Annotated in this window: 18 protein-coding genes and 1 other RNA gene; 14 read left to right on the forward strand and 5 right to left on the reverse strand. The window is 62.3% G+C overall.

Annotated features, from left to right (window positions below; translation table 11 throughout):
* Positions 1-3: 3 nt before the first annotated feature.
* The 4 genes from CPA56_RS04435 to budA all read right to left on the reverse strand — a co-directional run bounded on the left by CPA56_RS04435 (position 4) and on the right by budA (position 4,868).
* Positions 4-1,416 carry a lactate utilization protein B gene (locus tag CPA56_RS04435; protein WP_182040823.1) on the reverse strand — a complete coding sequence of 471 codons (1,413 nt, stop codon included), beginning with the start codon at positions 1,414-1,416 and terminating at the stop codon, positions 4-6.
* Complete coding sequence (locus CPA56_RS04440) at positions 1,413-2,156, reverse strand: (Fe-S)-binding protein (protein ID WP_182040824.1); 744 nt, start codon at positions 2,154-2,156, stop codon at positions 1,413-1,415. Before CPA56_RS04440 ends, CPA56_RS04435 begins: the two co-directional genes overlap by 4 nt.
* A gap of 213 nt (positions 2,157-2,369) precedes the next feature.
* The gene (alsS, locus tag CPA56_RS04445; RefSeq protein WP_182040825.1) at positions 2,370-4,052 is read right to left on the reverse strand and encodes an acetolactate synthase AlsS; all 1,683 of its coding nucleotides are present in this window, start codon (positions 4,050-4,052) and stop codon (positions 2,370-2,372) included.
* Positions 4,053-4,136: 84 nt separating this feature from the next.
* Positions 4,137-4,868 carry an acetolactate decarboxylase gene (budA, locus tag CPA56_RS04450; protein ID WP_182040826.1) on the reverse strand — a complete coding sequence of 244 codons (732 nt, stop codon included), beginning with the start codon at positions 4,866-4,868 and terminating at the stop codon, positions 4,137-4,139.
* 99 nt (positions 4,869-4,967) lie between these two features.
* Here budA and CPA56_RS04455 point away from each other — a divergent pair, with 99 nt between their 5' ends.
* Positions 4,968-5,876: a LysR family transcriptional regulator gene (locus CPA56_RS04455; RefSeq protein WP_182040827.1), complete on the forward strand. Its 909-nt coding sequence runs from the start codon at positions 4,968-4,970 to the stop codon at positions 5,874-5,876.
* 84 nt (positions 5,877-5,960) lie between these two features.
* Here the strand turns inward: CPA56_RS04455 and CPA56_RS04460 are convergent, their stop codons facing one another.
* The gene (locus CPA56_RS04460) at positions 5,961-6,227 is read right to left on the reverse strand and encodes a DUF2312 domain-containing protein (protein WP_182040828.1); all 267 of its coding nucleotides are present in this window, start codon (positions 6,225-6,227) and stop codon (positions 5,961-5,963) included.
* 409 nt (positions 6,228-6,636) lie between these two features.
* On the opposite strand from CPA56_RS04460, the gene zwf reads away from it, so the two are divergent.
* The 13 genes from zwf (at position 6,637) to murG (ending at position 21,429) form a co-directional block, all read left to right on the forward strand.
* A complete protein-coding gene (gene zwf / locus CPA56_RS04465; protein ID WP_182040829.1) occupies positions 6,637-8,109 on the forward strand; it encodes a glucose-6-phosphate dehydrogenase in 1,473 nt (490 codons plus the stop codon).
* Between the two features lie 137 nt (positions 8,110-8,246).
* A complete protein-coding gene (locus CPA56_RS04470; protein WP_195805099.1) occupies positions 8,247-8,702 on the forward strand; it encodes a hypothetical protein in 456 nt (151 codons plus the stop codon).
* A gap of 62 nt (positions 8,703-8,764) precedes the next feature.
* Positions 8,765-9,168: RNase P RNA component class A (gene rnpB / locus CPA56_RS04475), an RNA gene on the forward strand.
* 350 nt (positions 9,169-9,518) lie between these two features.
* Positions 9,519-9,995, forward strand: coding sequence for a division/cell wall cluster transcriptional repressor MraZ (gene mraZ / locus CPA56_RS04480; RefSeq protein ID WP_182040830.1), 477 nt, complete (start codon positions 9,519-9,521; stop codon positions 9,993-9,995).
* A complete protein-coding gene (rsmH, locus tag CPA56_RS04485) occupies positions 9,992-10,966 on the forward strand; it encodes a 16S rRNA (cytosine(1402)-N(4))-methyltransferase RsmH (protein WP_182040831.1) in 975 nt (324 codons plus the stop codon). The genes mraZ and rsmH overlap by 4 nt, the downstream gene beginning before the upstream one ends.
* The gene (ftsL, locus tag CPA56_RS04490) at positions 10,963-11,718 is read left to right on the forward strand and encodes a cell division protein FtsL (RefSeq protein WP_182040832.1); all 756 of its coding nucleotides are present in this window, start codon (positions 10,963-10,965) and stop codon (positions 11,716-11,718) included. The genes rsmH and ftsL overlap by 4 nt, the downstream gene beginning before the upstream one ends.
* Before the next feature lie 55 nt (positions 11,719-11,773).
* Positions 11,774-13,726 carry a peptidoglycan D,D-transpeptidase FtsI family protein gene (locus CPA56_RS04495; protein ID WP_407645641.1) on the forward strand — a complete coding sequence of 651 codons (1,953 nt, stop codon included), beginning with the start codon at positions 11,774-11,776 and terminating at the stop codon, positions 13,724-13,726.
* Between the two features lie 39 nt (positions 13,727-13,765).
* Complete coding sequence (locus tag CPA56_RS04500; RefSeq protein ID WP_182040833.1) at positions 13,766-15,253, forward strand: UDP-N-acetylmuramoyl-L-alanyl-D-glutamate--2,6-diaminopimelate ligase; 1,488 nt, start codon at positions 13,766-13,768, stop codon at positions 15,251-15,253.
* Complete coding sequence (locus tag CPA56_RS04505; protein WP_182040834.1) at positions 15,253-16,668, forward strand: UDP-N-acetylmuramoyl-tripeptide--D-alanyl-D-alanine ligase; 1,416 nt, start codon at positions 15,253-15,255, stop codon at positions 16,666-16,668. The genes CPA56_RS04500 and CPA56_RS04505 overlap by 1 nt, the downstream gene beginning before the upstream one ends.
* Positions 16,668-17,759 (forward strand): phospho-N-acetylmuramoyl-pentapeptide-transferase, encoded by a 1,092-nt coding sequence (mraY, locus tag CPA56_RS04510; RefSeq protein WP_182040835.1) that lies wholly within the window; start codon positions 16,668-16,670, stop codon positions 17,757-17,759. The genes CPA56_RS04505 and mraY overlap by 1 nt, the downstream gene beginning before the upstream one ends.
* Positions 17,759-19,117: a UDP-N-acetylmuramoyl-L-alanine--D-glutamate ligase gene (gene murD, locus CPA56_RS04515; RefSeq protein WP_182040836.1), complete on the forward strand. Its 1,359-nt coding sequence runs from the start codon at positions 17,759-17,761 to the stop codon at positions 19,115-19,117. The genes mraY and murD overlap by 1 nt, the downstream gene beginning before the upstream one ends.
* Complete coding sequence (locus CPA56_RS04520) at positions 19,117-20,316, forward strand: FtsW/RodA/SpoVE family cell cycle protein (RefSeq protein ID WP_182040837.1); 1,200 nt, start codon at positions 19,117-19,119, stop codon at positions 20,314-20,316. Before murD ends, CPA56_RS04520 begins: the two co-directional genes overlap by 1 nt.
* A gap of 3 nt (positions 20,317-20,319) precedes the next feature.
* Complete coding sequence (gene murG, locus CPA56_RS04525) at positions 20,320-21,429, forward strand: undecaprenyldiphospho-muramoylpentapeptide beta-N-acetylglucosaminyltransferase (protein WP_182040838.1); 1,110 nt, start codon at positions 20,320-20,322, stop codon at positions 21,427-21,429.
* The last annotated feature ends 14 nt before the right edge of the window (positions 21,430-21,443 follow it).

Raw genomic sequence — 21,443 nt, forward strand, 5'->3', positions numbered from 1 at the left:
CGCTCATGCCTGTGTCTCCTCACGCTGTGTCTTCGTCCTGTTCAGACGGTTCTTCTTGTACCAGCTATGGAATGTCTCCTTCACCGGATGGGGTAGCTCACGATGCTTGCCCCACGGGTTCAGATAATTGTACAGCACGAAACGGGGCATGGTCTTCAGGGCAACCTCCGTCCCGCTGATGGCCAGACGGTACATGGTCGGCTGGGCCAGCAGCCGTCCCGCCATCTTCATGATCTCCCGTTTAACGAACGGAATTTCGTGCCGCTCTGCCAGAACACGTCGCCATTTATAAAGCTGCTCGTGAATGTCGATCTTGACCGGACAGACATTGGTGCAGCTTCCATTCATCGTGGAGGCGAAGGGCAGCGTGCTGAATTTTCTGGCGTTGAAGGTCGGGTCAATGATCGCCCCGATCGGCCCGGAATAGACGGACCCGTAAGACTGTCCACCTGACCGGCGATAGACCGGGCAGGTATTCATGCAGGCCCCACAGCGGATGCACTTCAGTGAGGTCCAGAAATCATCCATCCCCAGCCGTTCAGACCGGCCATTATCCACGAGGATGACATGCATCTCCCCGCCCTTCTTCGGCCTGCGGAAATGGGTCGTGTACTGGGTGATCGGTGAGCCGAGCGCACTACGGGACAGAAGGCGGATGAACACGCCAAGGTCCGCCATGCGGGGGACCAGACGTTCAATCCCCAGCGTGGCGATGTGCAGATTGGGCAGATTGGCACTGAGGTCCGCATTCCCCTCATTGGTGCAGACGACAAAGCTGCCCGTCTCCGCCACAAGGAAGTTGCCTCCCGTCATGCCCGTATCGCCACTCAGCAGGACCGGACGGGCCGCATTGCGCTGCGCCTCCGCCAGAGCATGCGGGTCATCAATGTTCGGGTCGGTATTGTAATATCTGGCGAAGGTCTTCGCCACGTCCGTGGTCAGTTTCTGGACAGCCGGAACGACCACATGGCTGGGCAGCTCGTTATCCAGCTGCTGGATGCGTTCGCCAAGGTCCGTCTCCGTCACGCTGACGCCCTTCGGCTCCAGATACTCCCGCATCTCGCACTCATCGGTAATCATCGACTTGCTCTTGATGATGGATGAGTGGCCGTGATCCTTGAGAATCTTCTCCACGATGCGGTTATGTTCCGCACCATCCCTGGCCCAGTGAACGTGAATGCCATTGCAGCGGGCATTCTCCTCAAACTGCTCCAGATACTGGGGCAGATGGGCCAGCGTATGCTCCTTCAGCCGGGATGCCTGCTCCCGCAGCTCCTGCCATTCCGGCATGATGTGCATCTGCTCGTCACGCTTCTGGCGCATGTCCCACAGGCGTTCATCATGAAAGTGGCGGTGCGGCTCATCCTTCAGAAACTCCGCCGCCAGTCTGGCGTGGGGGACCGGTCTGTTGCTCATGCCCTCGCTCCGTTCAGGATTTCAGCGATATGGATGAAGCGGATGGGCACACCATTGCGCTCGGCACAGCCCTGCTGGTGCATCATGCAGGACGTGTCCGCAGAAACGATATACTCCGCACCGGCATCATGATGGTCCGTCACCTTGTCCAGTCCCATGCGGGCAGAGACGGCCTCTTCCGTCACGGAATAGGTGCCACCAAAGCCGCAGCATTCATCCGGGCGTCGTGGTGCAGCAAAGGAAATGCCCTTCACGGCGGAAAGAAGGGTCTTGGGTTTAGAGAAGAACGGCTCGCCCAGCTCGGACATGCTGGCCGTCCGCAGGGACCGCAACGTGGCGCAGCTGTTATGCAGCCCGACCTTGTGCGGGAACTCCGCCCACGGGAATTCACGCACCTTCAGAACATCATGGATGAACTCGACAAGCTCATATGTGTTCTTGCGCACATGCCGGACCTCATCCGTCTGCTCGATGGCATCAAAATTGTCCCGGATATGATGCACGCAGCTCCCCGATGGAGAGACGATCACATCATATTTCGAGAAATTACGGATGAAGAGAGCTTCCGTCTCCTTGGCATCACGGTTGCATCCGGAATTCGCCATGGGCTGACCGCAGCAGGTCTGGTCCATGGGATACTCAGCCTCCTGCCCCAGCTTTTCCAGCAACTCCAGCGTTGCAATACCCGTCTGGGGATAGAAAGCATCAATGTAACAGGGAATAAAAAGACCTATTTTCATAATGGTTCACTCTAGGAATTCAGCCACATCACATCAATAAAACAAAACGTGACCGGGACCGTTTACTGTCCGCCATCCAGTTCACTTCAGACCACTACAGGGAATGATGAATGATAATTATTATCATCTACGAGCTATACACGACAAAAAAGGGGCGTCATGGACGCCCCTTTTCTTCCTCCACCTGCTCATGAAGCAGATGAATGACCTGCCTTACTTGGCCAGTTCAGGCAGCGGGTTCATCAGGGCAGGATTGTCGACATAATCAACCGGCACGGCGATGACCACAGGTCCCTGGGTCTCCATACCCTCACGCAGGGCGGCCTTCAGGCTGTCAACGCTGTTGACATTGATGCCCTTGGCGCCAAAAGAACGGGCAAAAGCAGCAAAGTCGATCGGGCCGAAGGCCACGGCAGCATCACGCCCGTACTTCTTCTCTTCCTGAATACGGACCATGTTGAAGTGCTGGTCCACCCAGATGATGTGGATCAGGTTGCTCTTCAGGCGGACGGCGGTCTCAAGGTCCATGGAGGACATCATGAAGCTGCCATCACCGGAGACGGAGATGACCTTCTGGGCCGGATTCACGATGCTGGCGGACATGGCCCACGGCAGGGCCACGCCCATCGTCTGCTGACCGTTGCTGATCAGCATCTGGCGGGCACGGAAGACCTCGAGGAAGCGGGCATGCCAGATATGGAAGGACCCCATGTCCAGACAGATCGTGATGTCCTGCGCCACAAAATCTTCCATCACCTTGATGATCTCGAGCGGATGGAGCATCCCCTGCTGGGAGCTTTTCGCCTTGGCGAAGGCGGCCTTCTGGGAGGCACGGTAGACTTCCAGAATCTTGTCCAGAGCAGCACCGGATGTCAGTGCTCCCGTCTCCCTGGTCAGGTGCTGCACGGTCAGGGCGATGGAACCGATCAGCTCGATCTCAGGGTTGAAGGCGTTGTCCAGCTGGGCCGGAACGACATCAACATTGATGATCGGACGGGTGGACTTCCTGTTCCAGAGGGACGGATCATACTCGATCGGGTTGTAGCCAATGGCCACGACCAGATCAGCCTCATCCAGCAGGTAATCGCCGTACTGGTTGTGGAACAGGCCAACACGACCACCGAAACGGGAGACCAGGTCCCTGGAGACGGCACCGGCAGCCTGATAGGTGCCGACCACCGGCAGGTTCGTCTGCTTGACGAAAGCACGGATGGCATCGGCATTCTCCGGCTTGCTGGCCTTCATGCCCAGCAGGACGACCGGCTTCTTGGCCTTCTTCAGGGCGGCGGCAGCCTCCTTGATGACGTCCTCCGGTGCAGGACCTGCCTTGACGGCATTACGGTTGCCCATCACCGGATAATCTTCCGTGATCTCGGAATTCAGCACGTCCATCGGCACGCTGACGAACACACCACCCTGGCGGGGGCTTTCCGCCGCACGGAATGCATTGCCGATGACCTCCGACGTTGCGGCCGGAGCACCGATCTCCGCACTGTACTTCGTCACCGGACGCAGCATGCTGACCGTGTCCATGCTCTGGTGGGTCAGCTTCAGCAGGTCGGCACGACCGACAGCCCCACCGATCGTCAGGACCGGATCACCTTCGGAGGTCGCCGTGGCCAGACCGGTCGTCAGGTTGGACACGCCCGGACCAGACGTGGCGATGGCCACGCCAGCCCGTCCCGTGATGCGCCCGATGCCCCCGGCCATGAAGACGGCATTCTGCTCATGACGGGCAACGATCGTACGGATGGGCGAGTCTTCCAGTGCCTCGAAGAGACGGTCGATCTTGGCACCCGGAATGCCGACGATATGGTCGACGCCATGGGCCTCAAGGTTGCGGACGATCAGATCAGCGGCTGTCTGTGCTGCCTTGTGGGATTTATTCTGTGTCATGATGATTTCCTGATCATGCCCGCTCCTGAAACCGGCGGGCCTGTGTAATCTGTAATCGGTGTCCCGGGCTGGAGGTCCGGCTCCTCAGCCGCCTTCTGCCGTGCGGATGGCCTCGTGCAGGCCGGCCGGCTGGAGGTTGGCCTTGGCAAACTCCTCCGTCTTCGGGAGGGAAATCTCCAGATCGGACATGCGGGCGACTTCCAGCTTACCGGATTTCACACGGTAATTCGTCACATGGCCGCCATGCTTGCGGTCATCGCTGAGGACATGGAGGTGATACCCCGCCACATTGATCCCCTGCATGTAGGGCGGCGTACGGAAACCCAGCATCACGCCGCTGATCTCCTCCATGCTGAAGGTCGGCTGCTTGGCCACGACCTCGAGCATTCCCGGATAGGGCTTGTGCTGGCAGAACACGGTCCGGGTATCGACCTTCTCAAACTCACCCGTGAAGCGCACGGCTCCAAAAAGGTTGGGGTTGTCGATCAGCCCGTCCACGAGTTCCTCGAACTCTTCCTTGCCCATCGGCCGGTCGATGGTCACCGTCTTTTCCGGCTCGAAATAGGTCACACAGGCGAAGGGGGTCTTCATGTCCGCCGTGGTACCGGAGGCAATGCCCTCGGAGCGGAACTGGCGGACCTCGCCTTCAGTCACGATCATCTCGCCATCCAGGGCATCGAACGTCCCCAGACCGAAATCACCATGCTGGACCAGCTCTCCCAACGTCATCTCACCGTCATAGACAGCATCCAGCAGCGCGGCCATCGTGGATGTCTGGAAAAGACGGTTTGGCTTTACACCTGAAGGTCGAGTCATATTGCCCCCTGTGTTGTTAATGCTTCCTTTTGTACGGCAGGGAAAAAGCTCCCACAAATATATAGTTCCCATCATCTCCATATAAAATATATATGGCATATGGACATCCGACATTTCCGCTATTTCGTCACCATCGCCGAGACCGGCAACATCACCAAAGCCGCCGAAAAGCTGGGCATGGAGCAGCCTCCCCTCAGCCAGCAGATACGCCGTCTGGAAAGCTCGCTGGGCGTGTCACTCTTCCGCCGCCAGCCCCGTGGCGTCACCCTGACGGAGGCCGGACTGGCCCTTCTCCCCCATGCCCGCCTGATTCTCGATCTCCGCCGCCAGTTCATCGAGGACGCCCACGGGCTGGCCCAGGGCAAGAAAGGGCATCTCCGCATCGGGCTGGCCGGGGCGGTCCCCCTGCTGCCAAGCATTCCCTTCGCCATCCGCCAGTTCAGCAACATCGCCCCGGGCGTGACCCTGTCACTGGAGGAAAGCAACACCCCCGCCCTCTGTGAGGCCCTTCTCTCCTACCGCATGGACATCACGATCCTGCGCCCTCCCGTACCGGACCAGGCCAACGTGCAGGTCATCCCCCTTCTTGATGAACCCACGCTGATCGCCCTGCCCAAGGGGCACCCCTTCACCGATGTGCCGGAACTCCATCTCAGCCGGCTGGCCACGGAACCGCTCATCATCTTCCCCCGGGAGCTGGGGCCGGGGTTCTTCGATGCCATCCTGTCCGCCTACAGGGATGCGGGGGTCACTCCGTCCCTCGGCCAGCAGGCCCCCCAGATCGCCGGGACCATTCCGCTCGTGGCGGCAGGGCTGGGCGTCTCCATCGTGCCGCAGTCGCTGCACCAGCTCCATACGGGCGGAGTCACGTTCCACAGGATCGCCCGGCCCGCCCCCCATGCCACGCTGGCCATAGGCATCCGTACGGGAGAACAGCCTCCGCTCATCCATCATTTCATCACCGTCCTCCAGCAGGCCTGCAGAACCTACAGGGAGCTGCCGGACTGACCGGGCAGATACGGAAAGGGCCTCTCCTGCGGGTATCATCTGCCCACGGGAGAGGCCCCCCTCCGAACGGAAGCGGAAAGCCGCTTACATGCCCAGGGCGCGGCGGTAGATGTCCAGCAGCGTTTCCTGCTCCTCCACCTCGGCCGGTTCCTGCTTGCGCAGCTTGATCAGCTGCTTGACGACCTTGACGTCAAACCCGGCGGATTTCGCCTCCTGGAACACGTCACGGATGTCTGCACCCAGAGCCTTGCGTTCCTCTTCCAGACGCTCGACACGGTCGATGATGGACCGCAGCCGATCCACGGCAATGCCACCTGTCACGGCACCCTCGTCACCACTTCCCATATCCATACATACTCCTAAACTCTGCTCAGACACTGACACCTCAGGGCGGCTTATCGCTCCCTCGCCATCACGGTCAATACCATCCCGGAAAAGGACCATCCCATCCCCCGTCCGGCAGAAGCGGCGGACCGTGCCCTTTCTCTCAGAAAAGCCGGAAAATCGACGGAACACGAATGTGAACACGACGTTACGGACCGGTAGAAAATCTGTCCTCCACCCCCTGCCACGGGCGGACGGCCATGCTTTCCACCATCACGCCAGTCCGGAGAAAAACATTTCCACCCTCTCCGGTCCCTAATCCCGCCGTTATGGCTTGAACGGGACAAGAAACAGGCTCTAAAATAAGGGCAGAAACAAGACAAGAGACAGAATTCTGCCTCCCCGAAGTTTCCAGACAGGAAAGGTACGCCTCATCATGGCACACTCTCAGCAGACCGCACCGTTTGACTACGTCATCTTCGGCGCCACGGGCGATCTGACGATGCGCAAACTTCTCCCGGCCCTCTACAACCAGCTCCGTGTTGGACATGTTCCGGAAGAGGCCCGGATCATCGGGACCGCACGGTCTTCCCTGTCCCGTGAGGAGTACGTCGCCCGTGCCCGTGAGGCTCTGGAAACTTTCCTGCCCGCCGAGCACAGGGATGATGCCCTGATCGAACGTTTCCTCCAAAAGGTCCACTACGTCACGCTGGACGGCACGAAGAGCGACCATAACTGGGACGACCTGAAGGCCGTCCTGGACCAGTCACCGGCCGATCGCATCCGTGTCTTCTACTATTCCACGGCCCCCCAGCTCTTCGAGGCCATCAGCGAGAACCTCCACCGCTTCGGCTTCATCACCCCGCAGTCCCGTGTCGTGCTGGAAAAGCCGATCGGCACGGACAGTGCCTCCGCCAGGGCCATCAATGACGGTGTGAGCCGCTTCTTCGAGGAAAACCAGATTTTCCGCATCGACCACTATCTGGGCAAGGAGACCGTGCAGGACATCATCGCCCTGCGCTTCGCCAACCCGATCTTCAACGCCGTCTGGTCTGCCGAACACATCCAGAGCATCCAGATCACCGCTGCCGAGACCGTGGGCGTGGAAGGCCGTGCCTCCTATTATGACACGTCCGGTGCCCTGCGGGACATGATCCAGAACCATCTGCTCCAGGTCCTCAGCCTCTGCGCCATGGAGGCCCCGGCCGATCTGGAGGCCGATTCCGTCCGTGATGCCAAGGTGAACGTCCTCAAGGCCCTGCGCCCCATCCCCGAGGAGAAGGTGGCCAGCGAGACGGTCCGTGCCCAGTACGTCAAGGGCGAGCTGAAGGGCAAGCCCGTGCCGGGCTATCTGGAAGAGCTGGGCGACGACAGCAACACCGAGACCTATGCCGTCATGCGGGCCTATGTCGACACACCACGCTGGAAGGATGTTCCCTTCTACATCCGCACGGCCAAGCGTTCGACCAGAAAGGTGAGCGAGGTCATCGTGACCTTCAGGAAGTCCGCCTCCTCCCTGTTCCGCACATCCGCAACCTCCGACCGTCTGGTGATCCGCCTCCAGCCTGATGAAGGGTTCGGGCTGGCCCTGAATGTCAAGAATCCTGCCGCCGCCGGATTCGATCTCCAGCATGGCACGATGGACGGAAAATTCGCCCCGGCCGACGGCTCCCTCATCCCTGATTCCTATGAACGCCTTATGCTGGATGCCGTCCGTGGCTATCCGGCCCTCTTCATCCGCCGGGACGAGGTGGAGGCCGCATGGGCCTGGGTCGAGCCGACACTGAAGGCCTGGGCTGCCAACAAGGCCCCGATGGCCCATTACCCTGCCGGTTCCTACGGACCGGAGGAAGCCCGCCGCTTCATCGCCACGACAGGCGATGCCTGGCATGAGGACATGGCGGACTGATCCTGTCCCCATGCCCGGCAGCAGGAGACCGGCTGGCCGCCCCTGCCATCAGGACCTCGCAAACCGCCCTGTCCCTTCCGGCAGGGCGGTTTTGCCTGTCCACCCATCCACCCCATTCCACCCGAGGCAGACCCGTCATGACAGAACCCGCCACTCCGCCCCGGCTGGGCCGCCGCCGCCCACGCCCCCCACGGTCGCTGAAACAGCACATCATCCGCCGTCTCATCGTGGTCGTGCCAGCCTTCCTGCTCATGTTCCTGTTTGTCAGGACGGGCGTGCTGGACAATCTTTATGACCAGTTCACCTTCAGCAAGCTGAGCTGGTTCGACAACACCGCCCTCGTGGAACATCTGCGCACCATCATCACCCGCAAGGGGCTGACGACCATGCCCAGACGCTGTCTCGTCATGGTCGTCAATGGTGATGGCAGCGTGAACACCCCCACGATCGACGTCCTGGGACGGCATGGGAACGGCTGTCCCGGAGACAAACCCTCGGCAGAACTTCTCTTCCATGTCCGGGTGGACCGTGCGGGCCAGAGCATCCTGACGGATGCCAGCTCACCCGACATGTATCACCCCCTCACGCCCTGACGGGCAGACCCGCCTGTTCCGCCGCTTGACCCGCCCCGAACGGGCAGGCATAAGCACCCCAGCCAGATGGTCGGGCGATCGCCGTGTTCCCCCGGGAACATGGAGGAAAGTCCGGGCTCCACAGGAAGACGGTGCCGGCTAACGGCCGGCGGGGGTGACCCCAGGGACAGTGCCACAGAAACGAGACCGTCCGCCTGCCGCCTCCCCCGTGGGAGACGGTGCGGACAAGGGTGAAACGGTGCGGTAAGAGCGCACCGCGCGGCTGGCAACAGCGGCGGTCATGGTAAACCCCACCGGGAGCAAGACCGAATAGGAATGACAAGCCAGATCATGGCTGAGGGGTCCTGCCCTGTCATTCGGGTTGGTTGCGTGAGGTGTATTGTAAAATACATCCCAGAGGAATGATCGCCCCGCCTCACGAAATCATGAGGCAGGACAGAACCCGGCTTACAGACCATCTGGCCCTTCTCCTGTATTTACTTCCCCATAAAAGCCTTGTCAGATCATGGAAAAACCATCCTCCATGACGTTCCTTCCCTACAGTTCCTGAAGAACAGATCTTGCCCACCGTCGGGATGTACCATCCCGGCCCTGCGCCATTACCTCCCATACTGAAAATATTATTAAGTATTTTTAAATATTATATTAAAATCCATCTAATGCTTTCTGTCCCTCTACAATAAAAACCAGACTTTCAGCCATTTTTCGCAATAAAACTTTGACGTCCCATAAAATCCCATGATACCCCATGAAATCCCACAATAGGGGTACGGCATCAATTTCACCAGCAGGCAGGGAGGGGAACTTTCAAAAATCATGTCCATGTTTCTCGGAACCCACGCCAGCCGTATTGATGCCAAGGGGCGCATTTCCATCCCCTCCCCGTTCCGTGCCGTCCTGAAAGATCAGGCCCGTCCGGGAGAGGCCCTGATGATCATCAGGCCTTCCCATCTTCATGACTGTCTTGAGGGATGGTCGGCCTCGGCCTTTTTTGCCTTTTCGGGAGCACTGGATGAGTATGATCCTTTCTCCGAGGATCATGACGATCTGGCCACGAGCCTTTACGCCGATGCCTACCCGCTGGACTGCGACAAGGAAGGACGGGTCAGCCTGCCCAGGAACCTGAAGGACCATGCAGGGCTGGACGGCGACGTCAGCTTCATGGGTCTGGGCCGGGTTTTCCAGATCTGGAACCCCGCCCTGGCTGAAGAACGCAGGCAGCAGGCCCGCAGCCGCACGAGGGACCTCGGCCGCCGCAAGAGTTCCACCTCCCGGGAGGTTCCGACCCCATGAACAACGTCTATCAGATTGCTGAGGAAGTACGGCAGGAAGGCCACTTCCCTGTCATGCTGCCGGAAGTTCTGGAAACCATGAACCCGCAGGCAGGTGGCGTGTATCTGGATGGCACCTTTGGTGGCGGTGGCTACAGCCGTGCCCTGCTGCGCTCCACGGACTGCACGGTCCATGCCATCGACCGGGACCCAGACGCCATCCGGCGCGGGCAGGCCCTCGTCACGGCCTCCGAGGGGCGGCTCCATCTCCATCAGGGCACCTTCAGTGCCATGAAGGAACTTGTCGGCCATGTCGGCCCCTTCAATGGCATCGTCCTGGACCTCGGCGTGTCCTCCTTCCAGCTGGATCAGGAGGAACGGGGTTTTTCCTTCCGTCATGACGGTCCCCTGGACATGCGCATGAGCACCGACGGCCTGAGTGCCGCCGATATCGTCAACGGGGAAAAGGAAGAGGTTCTGGCCGACATCCTGTATCATTACGGGGAAGAACGCCGCTCCCGCCGTGTCGCCCGGGCCATCGTCGATGCCCGCCAGAGCGGCCCCATACAGACGACGGGACAGCTGGCCGAGATCATCCGCAGTGCCGTCCCCAAGGAACGCCCGAATTTCGACCCGGCCACCCGCAGCTTCCAGGCCATCCGCATCGCCGTGAATGATGAACTCGGAGAACTGGAACGCACGCTGGAGGCCGCACCGGACCTGCTGGCCCCGGGCGGCGTCTTCTGCATCGTCACCTTCCATTCTCTGGAAGACAGGATGACGAAACGTGCCCTCGCACGGCTGGCTGGCCGCATGGCCGGCCCGTCCCGCCATACGCCTCTCTCCATGCAGAAGTCGGAGCGTCCGGCCTTCGAGCTTCTGCATACACGCCCCCGCACCCCGGCTGAACACGAACTGCAGCTCAACCCCCGCTCCCGCAGTGCCCGCCTGCGTGCCCTGCGACGCCTGCCTGCCAATGGAGCTTCCTCATGATCCGTTTCGTCACCCTCTTCTGTGCTGCCATGGCAGCCGGTTCCGGTCTCTTCCTCTACACGAAGAAGCACGAGACCCTTGTCCTGAACCAAGACATCAGGAAAACCATCGAGGACACACGCCGCGTCCAGCAGCAGACCGCCATCCTGCGCACCCAGTGGGCACTCCTCAACCAGCCGGACCGGCTAAGTGCGCTCGCCCAGCGTGTCCTGCCGGACATGAGCCAGGTTGAACCCACGCAGTTCGTCCAGCTGACGGACCTTCAGAAACGGCTGCCCGCCATCGACCGCCGCATCATCCCCATGTCACCGAGACGGGGGCAGGCCCAGAAGGAACTGGCCGCCCTGACAGCCACGGCACACCAGCAGGTCGCCCCTCCTGCCATCCACCCGCCTCATGAAGCCGTGGCCAGTGCGGAGCCAACGGAACACAGGCTTTCCCGCTCCCGCACCCACAGTGAAAGCAATGGCGATGCGGACCGGCAGCTGGAGCAGAGCCTGGCCCTCCTGAGCGAACAGGGCAGCAGCACCCCGACCCTGCATCACGTCCACGGTGCTGACACCGTATCGGTCCCTGCCCACAGGAAGGTCCGTCCGGCATCCGTCCATGCCCATAACGAACCGACGGAAGATGTCGCCTGGCACCCCGTACATGCAGCGGCCAGACACGGCCACATGGGGGGAATCCACACGGCTTCGGTACCATCGGATGACCCGGCTCCCCTTCCTCCGCCTGTTCCGCTGACGGACTGACCTGCGGGCAGTCCCTGCCCGTCTTCACCCTTCATTCCTTCCGAGCCCACGCCCCATGGCTTTCAGACCGTCCCGCACGACCAGACGAACACAACCTGACCACAAGACCGGGACAGCAGAACGACGTTTTTTCCTGATGCGCCTCTTCCTGCGCCTCAGGAGCTGGTGGGATGAGCGCAGGGAAAACCCCATGAGCTGGCTGGAAAAAAGCCGGAACCGGCTCGTCTATCTGGGAATGGGGTTCCTCTTCCTGTATGGCGGCGTGGCACTCAAGGCGCTTTTTGCCACCATACTGGCCCCCATGGCTCCGCTGCCGAACCAGGTCGGCAGCTCCATCCCCGAAATCCCTCACCCTGACCCCAAGGCCATGGCGGGCAACGGGTTCGTGCTGCCCAACATCAGGCGGGCCAGCATCGTGGACCGCAACGGACAGCCTCTGGCACTCTCCCTGCCCGTCGTGCAGGTCTATGCCAATCCCATGGAAATCATCGAACCGGAGGACGTGGCAAAAAAACTCCACACGATCCTGCCCACCCTCAACATGCCTGAAACCGTGAGACGGCTGGGACAGAAGAAGCAGTTCGTCTACATCGCCCGCAACATCGCCCCGACGGACGAGCTGGCCATCAACAATCTGGGCATTCCCGGCCTCTATTTCGAGAATGGCGAGCAGCGGCACTATCCGCTGGGAAATGTCGCCGCCCAGATACTCGGCGGCGTGGACATCGACAACCGGGGGATCGCCGGTGTGGAGAAATTCTTCAACCAGCGTCTCATGCAGGATCATACGCCCCTCCGCCTCTCCATCGACGCCCGTGTCCAGGCGGCCGTCCGGGATGAACTCAACGAGGCGAAACTGCGCTTCCGGGCCATCGGAGCCTCCGCCATCCTGATGGATGTCCATACCGGCGAAATCCTGGCCATGGTCAGCCTGCCGGACTACGACGCCAACAATTTTGCCCATGCCGATGACGACGCCCGCTTCAACCGGGCCGTGACGGGCATGTATGAGCCAGGCTCCACCTTCAAGCTCCAGACGGCCGCCATGGCCCTCCAGCTGAAGGTGGCCCATCCGTGGGACCAGTTCTCCACCACGCCCATCCATGTCGGCCGCTTCACGATTTCCGACCTGAAGACGGACCATTTCGCCCCGTGGCTGGCCCTGCCTTCCGTCATGGCCTATTCCTCCAACCCGGCCTCGGCCCATATCGCCCTCGATGTCGGCAAGGACCGCCAGCATGAGTGGCTGAAAAACATGGGATTTCTGGACCGTGTCCCGGTCGAGCTGCCCGAGGCCGGGCGTCCGCTGGTGCCGTCTCTCAAGAACTGGGGTGAAACCACCGTCATGACCGTCGGTTTCGGGCACGGCATAGCGGAATCACCCCTGGCCATTGTCCGGGGCACGGCCTGTACGGGCAATGGCGGCTATCTGGTCACGCCCACCCTTCTGGCCCGCGAGCATCTCAATGATGATGTCGTCATGGCCGAGGACCAGAAAGGCCCGCACCTCATCTCCACCGAGACATCCAGCCTGCTGCGGCGCATCCTGAGGCTTGTCGTCACCAAGGGGATCGGCAAGAAAGCCGAAAGTCCCGGCTATCTCGTGGGCGGAAAAACGGGTACGGCTGAAAAGATCGGAGCGCATGGCGGATACCTGAAACATGTCAACATCACGGCCTTTACCGGCATGTTCCCCATGAATGACCCCAAGTATGCCCTCTATGTCATGCTTGATGCGCCACAGGGAACAGCAGAAACACATGGCTGGACGACCGCCGGGTGGATCGCCGCCCCGACCTTCTCCCGGATCGTGACACGGACGGCCCCCATGCTGGGCCTCTTCCCCATGGACCAGAACAGGGCGCAGCAGGTGGACGACCAGCTTGCCCTGGCCCTCACGCCAGCCGTGCCCGCCGGGGTCCGTCATCCGCTTGGCCCGGGGAATGACCCCGGAGCGGCCACCGTCAACCGTCTGGCCGCCAGACACGGGGCCCACCACGCCCACTGACGCCGACCACGCACTGCCCCCATCATGAAGGCATCTCTCATGAAACTCTCCTCCCTGCTCCGCCATCACGGCCTTTCCCAGAACCTCGTCAGTGACCCGGACATCTCCAGCATCACCGCCGACAGCCGGAAAGCGGAAAAGGGCTGCCTTTTCGTGGCCCTGAAAGGCACGAAACAGGACGGACGGCAGTTCATCCCCCTGGCCATCGCCCAAGGGGCTGCCGCCATCGTGCTGGACGAAACGCCGGGCGAGCACCGGCCAGCAGAACAGAGCGAGAACGGCCACACGGCCCTCATCATCACCCTGCCTGATCCGGCCCGTTTCCTCGCCCGGACCGCAGCCCTGCTGGCCGGGCCACAGCCGGAGCACATCGCCGCCATCACGGGAACGAACGGCAAGAGCAGCACGGCAGACTTCCTCCGTCAGCTCCACCAGCTGCGCCATGAGGAAGCCGCTAGCCTCGGCACGCTGGGGCTCATCAGTGACGTGGAACTGCCCCCGCTCCCCTCGCTGACCACACCGGATGCCGTCACCCTTGCCAACACCCTGGCGGCCCTGAAGGCCCGTGGCGTCAGCCATGTTGCCCTGGAGGCTTCCTCTCACGGGCTCCAGCAGCACCGGCTGGATGGCGTTGCCATCACGGCCGCCGCCTTCTCCAACCTCACGCGGGACCATCTCGACTATCACCATACGCTGGAGGCCTACCGCCACGCCAAGCTGCATCTGTTCGAGGACCTGCTGCCCGAGGGTGGCCGTGCCGTCATCAACAGCGACATGGATGCCGAAAGCAGCAAGGCTCTCCGTGACATTGCCGCACGCCGCAGACTGGACCTCCGCACGGTCGGCACGACAGGCGAGACCATCCGCATCGTCGAGGCCACCCCGACCCCTCAGGGGATGGACCTGACACTCCAGCTGCATGGGCGAACGCTGCCGTCACTCCATTTTCCACTCCCGGGCCGTTTTCAGGCAGAAAACGCCCTGCTGGCGGCGGCCCTCTGCTGGGACCATGATGACGACGCCGAATCCGTCATCGCCCTGCTGCCACGACTGAAGGGCGTGCCCGGCCGCTGCGAGCCTGTGGCCCACCTGCCGAACGGAGCCTGCGCCTACGTGGATTATGCCCACACGCCGGATGCGCTGGAGCACGTCCTGCTCAGCCTGCGCCCCCATGCCAGCGGGCGGCTGGTCGTGGTCTTCGGTGCGGGGGGGGACCGCGACAGGGGCAAACGTCCTCTCATGGGACAGATCGCCGCCCATCTGGCCGATGAGGTCATCGTCACCGACGACAACCCCCGCAGCGAGGACCCGGCCACCATCCGGGCTGAAATCCTCGCCACGGCCCCGCAGGCGAAAGAAATTGGCGACCGTCGCCAGGCCATCCGTACCGCTCTGGAAGGTCTGAAGGAAGGCGATGTCCTGCTTGTCGCCGGGAAAGGCCATGAAACGGGCCAGATCATCGGTGGCGAGACGCATCCGTTCGATGACCGTACCATCACGGCCACACTGGCCAGGGAACTTGCCTGATGTCCGACACGACCATCCTCTGGACCCGCAAGGACCTTCAGGCCGCCACGGGAGGGCAGCTTGCCGGTGACGTAAAGGTCCACGGCGTCTGCATCGACACCCGTACCCTGAAAACCGGTGACCTCTTCATCGCCCTGATCGGCCATAATTCAGACGGTCACCGCTATCTGGGGCAGGCCCTGGAGGCCGGGGCCAGCTGCGTGATGGCCCATGATGAGGCCGCCATCAGCACGGCGGGCCTGACGGATGATCCCCGCCTGCTGAAGGTCGATGACACCATGCAGGCCCTGGAGGCTCTGGGTCGCCACAGGCGGTCACGGTTCGGCGGCAGGGTCATCGCCGTTACCGGCAGCGTGGGCAAGACGACCACCAAGAACATGCTGGCCACGGCCCTTGCACCCTACGGACAGGTCCATGCCTCCGTGGCGTCCTTCAACAACCACTGGGGCGTCCCGCTGACGCTCGCCCGCCTGCCAGAGGAAGCCGCCTTCTGCATCAGTGAGGTGGGCATGAACCATCCCGGCGAGATCGCCCCGCTCGCCGCCCAGATACGCCCGGACATCGGCATCATCTCCACCATCGGCAACGCCCATCTGGGCCACATGGGCAGCATCGACGCCATTGCGAAGGAAAAGGCCACGCTGTTCGCCGTCCTCCCGTCATCCGGCATCGCTCTCTGCCCGGAGGCTCCGCAGGGTCTTGCCCTCCTGAACGAGGCCCTGCCGGAGGGTGTCCCGCTCTGGCAGGCCGGAACGGCAGACAGCTCCGCCATCCGGATGACCGGACTGGCCTGCACGGCAGAAGGCAGCCGGTTCCATCTGACCACGCCACGGGGCGACACCGACGTGGAGCTGACGGCCCCCGGTCCCCATCTGGCCCGCAACGCCGCACTGGCCCTTGGTGCCATCGCCGCACTGGGGCTGGACCCGAAAGCCGGAGCCGAAGCCCTGTGCCATTTCCGGCCGGAAGCCGGACGGGGCCAGCAACGCCTGCTGCCCGGCAACGTCACCCTGCTGGATGAAAGCTACAATGCCTCCGGCCCCAGCATATGCGCCGCCATAGAAACGATGGCCCTCATGCCCGCCAGACGCCATCTGGCCGCCCTGGGTGACATAAGGGAACTGGGCCAGTTTGCCGATGCCGAACACCGTGCCCTGGCAGGGCCGTTAACAGAGCATGACATTCTAACGTTCTGCTGCGGTTCGCACATGAAATCCCTTTACGAGGCCCTTCCTCGTTCCCTACAGGGAGGATATGCTGAAACCTCAGCCCAGCTTGCCTCCCTGCTGCGCCCCGCCCTTCAGGACGGAGACGTGCTACTCGTGAAGGGAAGCCTGGGCAGTAATATGCGTGCCCTCATTGCTCTGCTGGAGCAGCCTGTACCCACAACACCCCACGCCCCAGAGTCCGCCTGATGCTCTTCAATCTTCTTGCTGCACCTTCCTCTTCCCACGGCGGCCTTCTCAACCTGCTGCATTACATGACCTTCCGGGCCGGATGCGCTTGCCTGACGGCACTGGTGATCTCCCTGTTGCTCGGCAAGCCTTTCATCGCCCAGCTCAAGCGCATCCAGCGGCAGGGCCAGCCCATCCGTGCCCTCGGGCCGGAGCGGCACATACTGGAGAAGGCCGGTACCCCCACCATGGGCGGCGGCCTCATCCTGTTCTCCCTGACACTCTCCACCCTGCTCTGGGCGGACCTGTATGACGGTTTCATCTGGGCGGTCCTGCTGACGACGCTGGGGTTCGGAGCCATCGGCTTTGCGGATGACTATCTCAAGCTGGCCAAGGGCAACAGCCGGGGCGTGTCCAAGAAACTCCGGCTGGGTGGAGAGTTCCTGATCTCCTGCCTCGCAGGGATTGCCATGGAGGCCATGACACCGCCGGACCTGCGCAACGCCGTGGCCTTTCCCTTTGCAAAGACCTTCGTGCTGCATCTGGGCTACATCTTTCCGCTCTTCGCCATGATGACCATCACGGGGTTCGGCAATGCCGTGAACCTGACGGACGGGCTGGACGGACTGGCCACGGTGCCTTCCATCATTGCCGCCCTCGTCTTCGCCCTGATCGCCTATCTGGTCGGCAATCATGTCTTTGCCGACTATCTCCAGCTGCACCACGTCCCCGGCACGGGAGAACTCAGCATATTCTGTGCAGCCCTGATCGGGGCCGGACTGGGCTTCCTCTGGTTCAATGCGCCTCCTGCGGAAGTCTTCATGGGGGATACCGGGTCTCTGGCACTGGGCGGTGCCCTGGGGGCCGTGGCCGTAGCCGTGAAGCATGAGCTGGTCCTCTGCCTCGTGGGCGGGCTGTTCGTGGTGGAGACCGTCTCCGTCATCATCCAGGTCTTCTGGTTCCGCCGGACCGGGAAACGCATCTTCCTCATGGCCCCCCTGCATCACCATTTTGAGAAGATGGGCTGGCAGGAGCCGAAAATCGTCGTCCGGTTCTGGATCGTCGCCATCATTCTGGGACTGTGTGGCCTGGCCACGCTGAAGCTGCGCTGATGACGGACGCAGCCTTCCCTTCCCCCCGTCCGACATGGCCCGCCACCCTTCTCGCCGGGCAACGTTTTGCCGTCTGCGGTCTGGGCCGCAACGGGGCTGCCGTCGTGCAGGCCCTGCTGGACATGGGAGCAACCGTACAGGCCTGGGATGACAGCAGGCCGGAGCTTCCGGCTCCCCTATCCTCACATCCCCGCCTGACCCTCGCCCCCCTTGCCGATCTCACCGGCATGGAAGCCCTGATCCTCTCTCCGGGCATCCCGCATCATCTGCCCCAGCCACATGCTGCCGCCCTTCTGGCACGGCAGCAGCATGTGCCCATCCTCTCGGATGCGGAGCTGCTCTGGCAGGTGGTCCGCAGGGCAGGATCACGGGCACGGTTCGTCTCCATCACGGGCACGAACGGGAAATCGACGACCACGGCCCTGCTGACCCACATCCTCACACAGGTAGGCATTCCCGCCTGCTGTGGCGGCAATTTCGGCACGGCCTCCCTAGCCCTGCCAGCTCTGGGGGATGATGGCGTCTATGTCATCGAAATGTCGTCCTACATGCTGGAACGGCTGAAGGGCTATCACGCCTGTGCCGCAGCCCTGCTCAACCTGACGCCAGACCATCTGGACCGGCACGGCTCCATGCAGGGCTATCTGGACGCCAAGGCGCACGTCTTTGACAACATGACCGCAGGCGATCTCGCCATTCTGGGCGAAAAGGCCGCCTGGACGGACGGACTGCACCAGCGGCTTGAACGGCAGGGCGTGACGGTACGGACACTGTCCATCACCCAGCCTGTTCCAGAAGAGGATGCGCCCTTTCTGCCCGGACAGCACAATGCCCAGAACATCGAGACCTGCCGGGCCATCGCCCGCCACCTCGGCCTCTCAGAGGAGCAGATCGCCCGGGGCATCAGAAGCTTCACCGGGCTGGACCATCGTCTCCAGCTCGTGGCGCAGGTCGATGGCATCAGCTTCATCAATGACAGCAAGGCCACGAACGCCGAAGCCAGCTTCCATGCACTGCGGGCCTTTCCCCGGAGCCTGTGGATCGCCGGAGGGGTTGCCAAGGAAGGCGGCATAGCCAGCCTTGCTCCTCTCTTCGGTCACGTCCGCCAGGCCTTTCTCATCGGGAAGGATGCTCCCCTCCTGGCCGAGACGCTGGAAGCCCACGATGTACCCTTCGAAATGAGCGGAACGCTGGAACAGGCCGTGCGGGCCGCCTGGGCCTTCGCCCGGACGCAGGAGGCCCTGCCTGTCCTGCTGTCTCCGGCCTGTGCCAGTTTCGACCAGTTCCGCAACTTTGAGGAGCGGGGAACGGCCTTTGCCACACTCGCCCGCAGTCTCCAAGCGGAGGAATCCTGCTGATGGCCCTCGCAGACCGTTCCGACAGCTCCCGGAAAGCCCAGTGGTGGCGCAGTCTCGACCGTGTCAGCCTGAGCTGCGTGGGCATTCTGATCGCCCTGGGCTACATCCTCATGCTGGCCGCCAGCCCTGCCGTGGCGCACCGCATCGGGGCCTCCCGGAACATGTTCATCCTCAAGCAGGTGGTCTTTCTGGCCCTTGCCGGTTCGGTCGTCGTCCTGACATCCCGGCTCACCCCCCGCATGATCGGGCGGATTGCCGTCATGGGCGGCATCGTGGCCCTGGGGGCCACCTTCATGACCCTTGTCCACGGCATGGAGATCAAGGGAGCCAGACGCTGGATCGCCCTGCCCCTCATGTCCGTCCAGCCCTCCGAATTCCTGAAGCCCTGCTTCGCCGTCGTGACCGGCCTGCTGCTGAGCCTCCGCCACACGCTGAGGCTCGCCAATGGCTGGAGGTTCCCCGGTCGGCTGGTGGCCTGCGGGGTCTATGTCGTCATTGCCGCCCTGCTTCAGGCCCAGCCCGACATCGGGATGCTCTCGGTCATCAGCATGGTGTTCATCACCCAGCTTTTCATCGACGGCCTGCCCGTCGTCTTTTTCGGGATGCTCGTCACCGCGGCGATGGGTGCGTTCGGCGTGGCCTATCTGGTGTTCGACCATGTCCATTCCCGCGTGCAACGCTTCCTGCATCCCGATGTGGGGGACCATTATCAGATCGACACCTCCATGCGGGCCTTTGGCAACGGGGGGCTTCTGGGCCGGGGGCCGGGTGAAGGACGGGTGAAGGACCTGCTGCCCGATGCCCATGCCGACTTCGTCTTTTCGGTGGCGGGAGAGGAATATGGCTTCGTGATGTGCCTGTTCATCATCGCCGTGTTCACCGTGCTGGTTTTCTCCACCCTCAACCGCCTGCTGGAAGAGAAAAATCCCTATGTCATCCTCTCGACAAGCGGACTGATCACCGGGTTCGGCCTTCAGGCCTTCGTCAACATGGGGTCGTCCCTCCATCTGATCCCCACCAAGGGCATGACGCTGCCCTTCATCTCCTACGGGGGCAGCTCGGCCATCTCCGTGGCCCTGACCATCGGCATGGCCCTCGCCCTGACCCGCCATCGTGTGGAAGGTGGCCTATTTACTCCTCCTTCCTCCTCTGCTGAAACAGCCCGGCCCCTGACCAGATCACTCCATAAGGATCACTGAGTAATGAAACACGCATCCATCATCATCGCCGCCGGCGGCACGGGTGGCCATTTCTTCCCGGCCGAGGCACTGGGTGCCGAACTGCAACGTCGTGGACACCAGACCATCCTCATCACGGATGCCCGCAACACCCGGGCAGACACGGGTGCGTTCGCGTTCAGTCCCCGTTTCGTCCTCAAGGGCAGTGGTGTGGTCGGCAAGAAACCCGTCGACAGGCTGAGGAGCCTGGCCCAGCTCGGCTGGAGTACCCTCGGTGCCCGCCAGATCATGAAACGGTATCAGCCTGCCGCCGTTGTCGGCTTCGGTGGCTATCCATCAGTCCCCCTGCTGAGCAGCCGCCTGAAACTGGGCCACAAGCCCGCCCTCATCATCCATGAGGGCAATGCCATCCTCGGGCAGGCCAACGCCCTTCTGGCCCGTTTCAGCGATGCGATCGCCACGTCCTATCCCAGGGTGGCCCGCCTGCCGAAAAGCCACAGGGTGGTGCAGACCGGGATGCCGGTCCGCCCCGCCATCGAAGCCCTGGCCGATGCGGGCTACACGGCCCCGGACATGTACAACCACACCGGCCCCATCAACCTGCTTGTCTGGGGCGGATCCCTCGGTGCTCAGATTTTCAGCTCCGTCGTGCCTCAGGCCCTCTGCAACCTGCCCCAGCACATACGGGTCCGCCTGCATGTGACCCAGCAAGCCCATGAGGACATGGTTCCCGTCCTCTCCGGCATCTACCAGCAGGTCGGCATCACGGCCACCGTGACCCCTTTCATTGATGATGTGGCCGGAGAGCTGGAAAAGGCCCATCTCGTCATCGGGCGGGCCGGTGGCTCCTCCGTTGCCGAGCTGGCCATGATCGGGCGACCCTCCATTCTCGTGCCCCTGCCCATCGCAGCCTCCGACGAGCAGGGCGTGAACGCCCAGGCCATGGAGCGGGCCGGTGGCGGCTGGATGGTCCGCCAGCGTGACTTCTCGCCGGAATCCCTGTGCAGACATCTGGTCCACCTCCTCACCCATCCCGAGGAGCTGACCCGGGCTGCCGAAGGGGCACACAATCTCCAGCAACGCCGTGCCGCCGAACGGCTGGCCGATCTGGTCGAAGCCTCCATCGAAGCCTGATCCATCCGCTCCCC

The organism is Bombella mellum, from assembly GCF_014048465.1.
Taxonomy (GTDB): domain Bacteria; phylum Pseudomonadota; class Alphaproteobacteria; order Acetobacterales; family Acetobacteraceae; genus Bombella; species Bombella mellum.

Bases quoted from the DNA above. Each gene is read 5' to 3' on its own strand.
- CPA56_RS04505 (WP_182040834.1), top strand. From the start codon at position 15,253: ATGTCCGACACGACCATCCTCTGGACCCGCAAGGACCTTCAGGCCGCC.
- alsS (WP_182040825.1), bottom strand. From the start codon at position 4,052: ATGACACAGAATAAATCCCACAAGGCAGCACAGACAGCCGCTGATCTG.
- budA (WP_182040826.1), bottom strand. From the start codon at position 4,868: ATGACTCGACCTTCAGGTGTAAAGCCAAACCGTCTTTTCCAGACATCC.
- mraZ (WP_182040830.1), top strand. From the start codon at position 9,519: ATGTCCATGTTTCTCGGAACCCACGCCAGCCGTATTGATGCCAAGGGG.
- CPA56_RS04500 (WP_182040833.1), top strand. From the start codon at position 13,766: ATGAAACTCTCCTCCCTGCTCCGCCATCACGGCCTTTCCCAGAACCTC.
- rsmH (WP_182040831.1), top strand. From the start codon at position 9,992: ATGAACAACGTCTATCAGATTGCTGAGGAAGTACGGCAGGAAGGCCAC.
- ftsL (WP_182040832.1), top strand. From the start codon at position 10,963: ATGATCCGTTTCGTCACCCTCTTCTGTGCTGCCATGGCAGCCGGTTCC.
- CPA56_RS04470 (WP_195805099.1), top strand. From the start codon at position 8,247: ATGACAGAACCCGCCACTCCGCCCCGGCTGGGCCGCCGCCGCCCACGC.
- CPA56_RS04435 (WP_182040823.1), bottom strand. From the start codon at position 1,416: ATGAGCAACAGACCGGTCCCCCACGCCAGACTGGCGGCGGAGTTTCTG.
- zwf (WP_182040829.1), top strand. From the start codon at position 6,637: ATGGCACACTCTCAGCAGACCGCACCGTTTGACTACGTCATCTTCGGC.
- CPA56_RS04455 (WP_182040827.1), top strand. From the start codon at position 4,968: ATGGACATCCGACATTTCCGCTATTTCGTCACCATCGCCGAGACCGGC.
- CPA56_RS04440 (WP_182040824.1), bottom strand. From the start codon at position 2,156: ATGAAAATAGGTCTTTTTATTCCCTGTTACATTGATGCTTTCTATCCC.
- CPA56_RS04495 (WP_407645641.1), top strand. From the start codon at position 11,774: ATGGCTTTCAGACCGTCCCGCACGACCAGACGAACACAACCTGACCAC.
- CPA56_RS04520 (WP_182040837.1), top strand. From the start codon at position 19,117: ATGGCCCTCGCAGACCGTTCCGACAGCTCCCGGAAAGCCCAGTGGTGG.
- murD (WP_182040836.1), top strand. From the start codon at position 17,759: ATGACGGACGCAGCCTTCCCTTCCCCCCGTCCGACATGGCCCGCCACC.
- mraY (WP_182040835.1), top strand. From the start codon at position 16,668: ATGCTCTTCAATCTTCTTGCTGCACCTTCCTCTTCCCACGGCGGCCTT.
- CPA56_RS04460 (WP_182040828.1), bottom strand. From the start codon at position 6,227: ATGGATATGGGAAGTGGTGACGAGGGTGCCGTGACAGGTGGCATTGCC.
- murG (WP_182040838.1), top strand. From the start codon at position 20,320: ATGAAACACGCATCCATCATCATCGCCGCCGGCGGCACGGGTGGCCAT.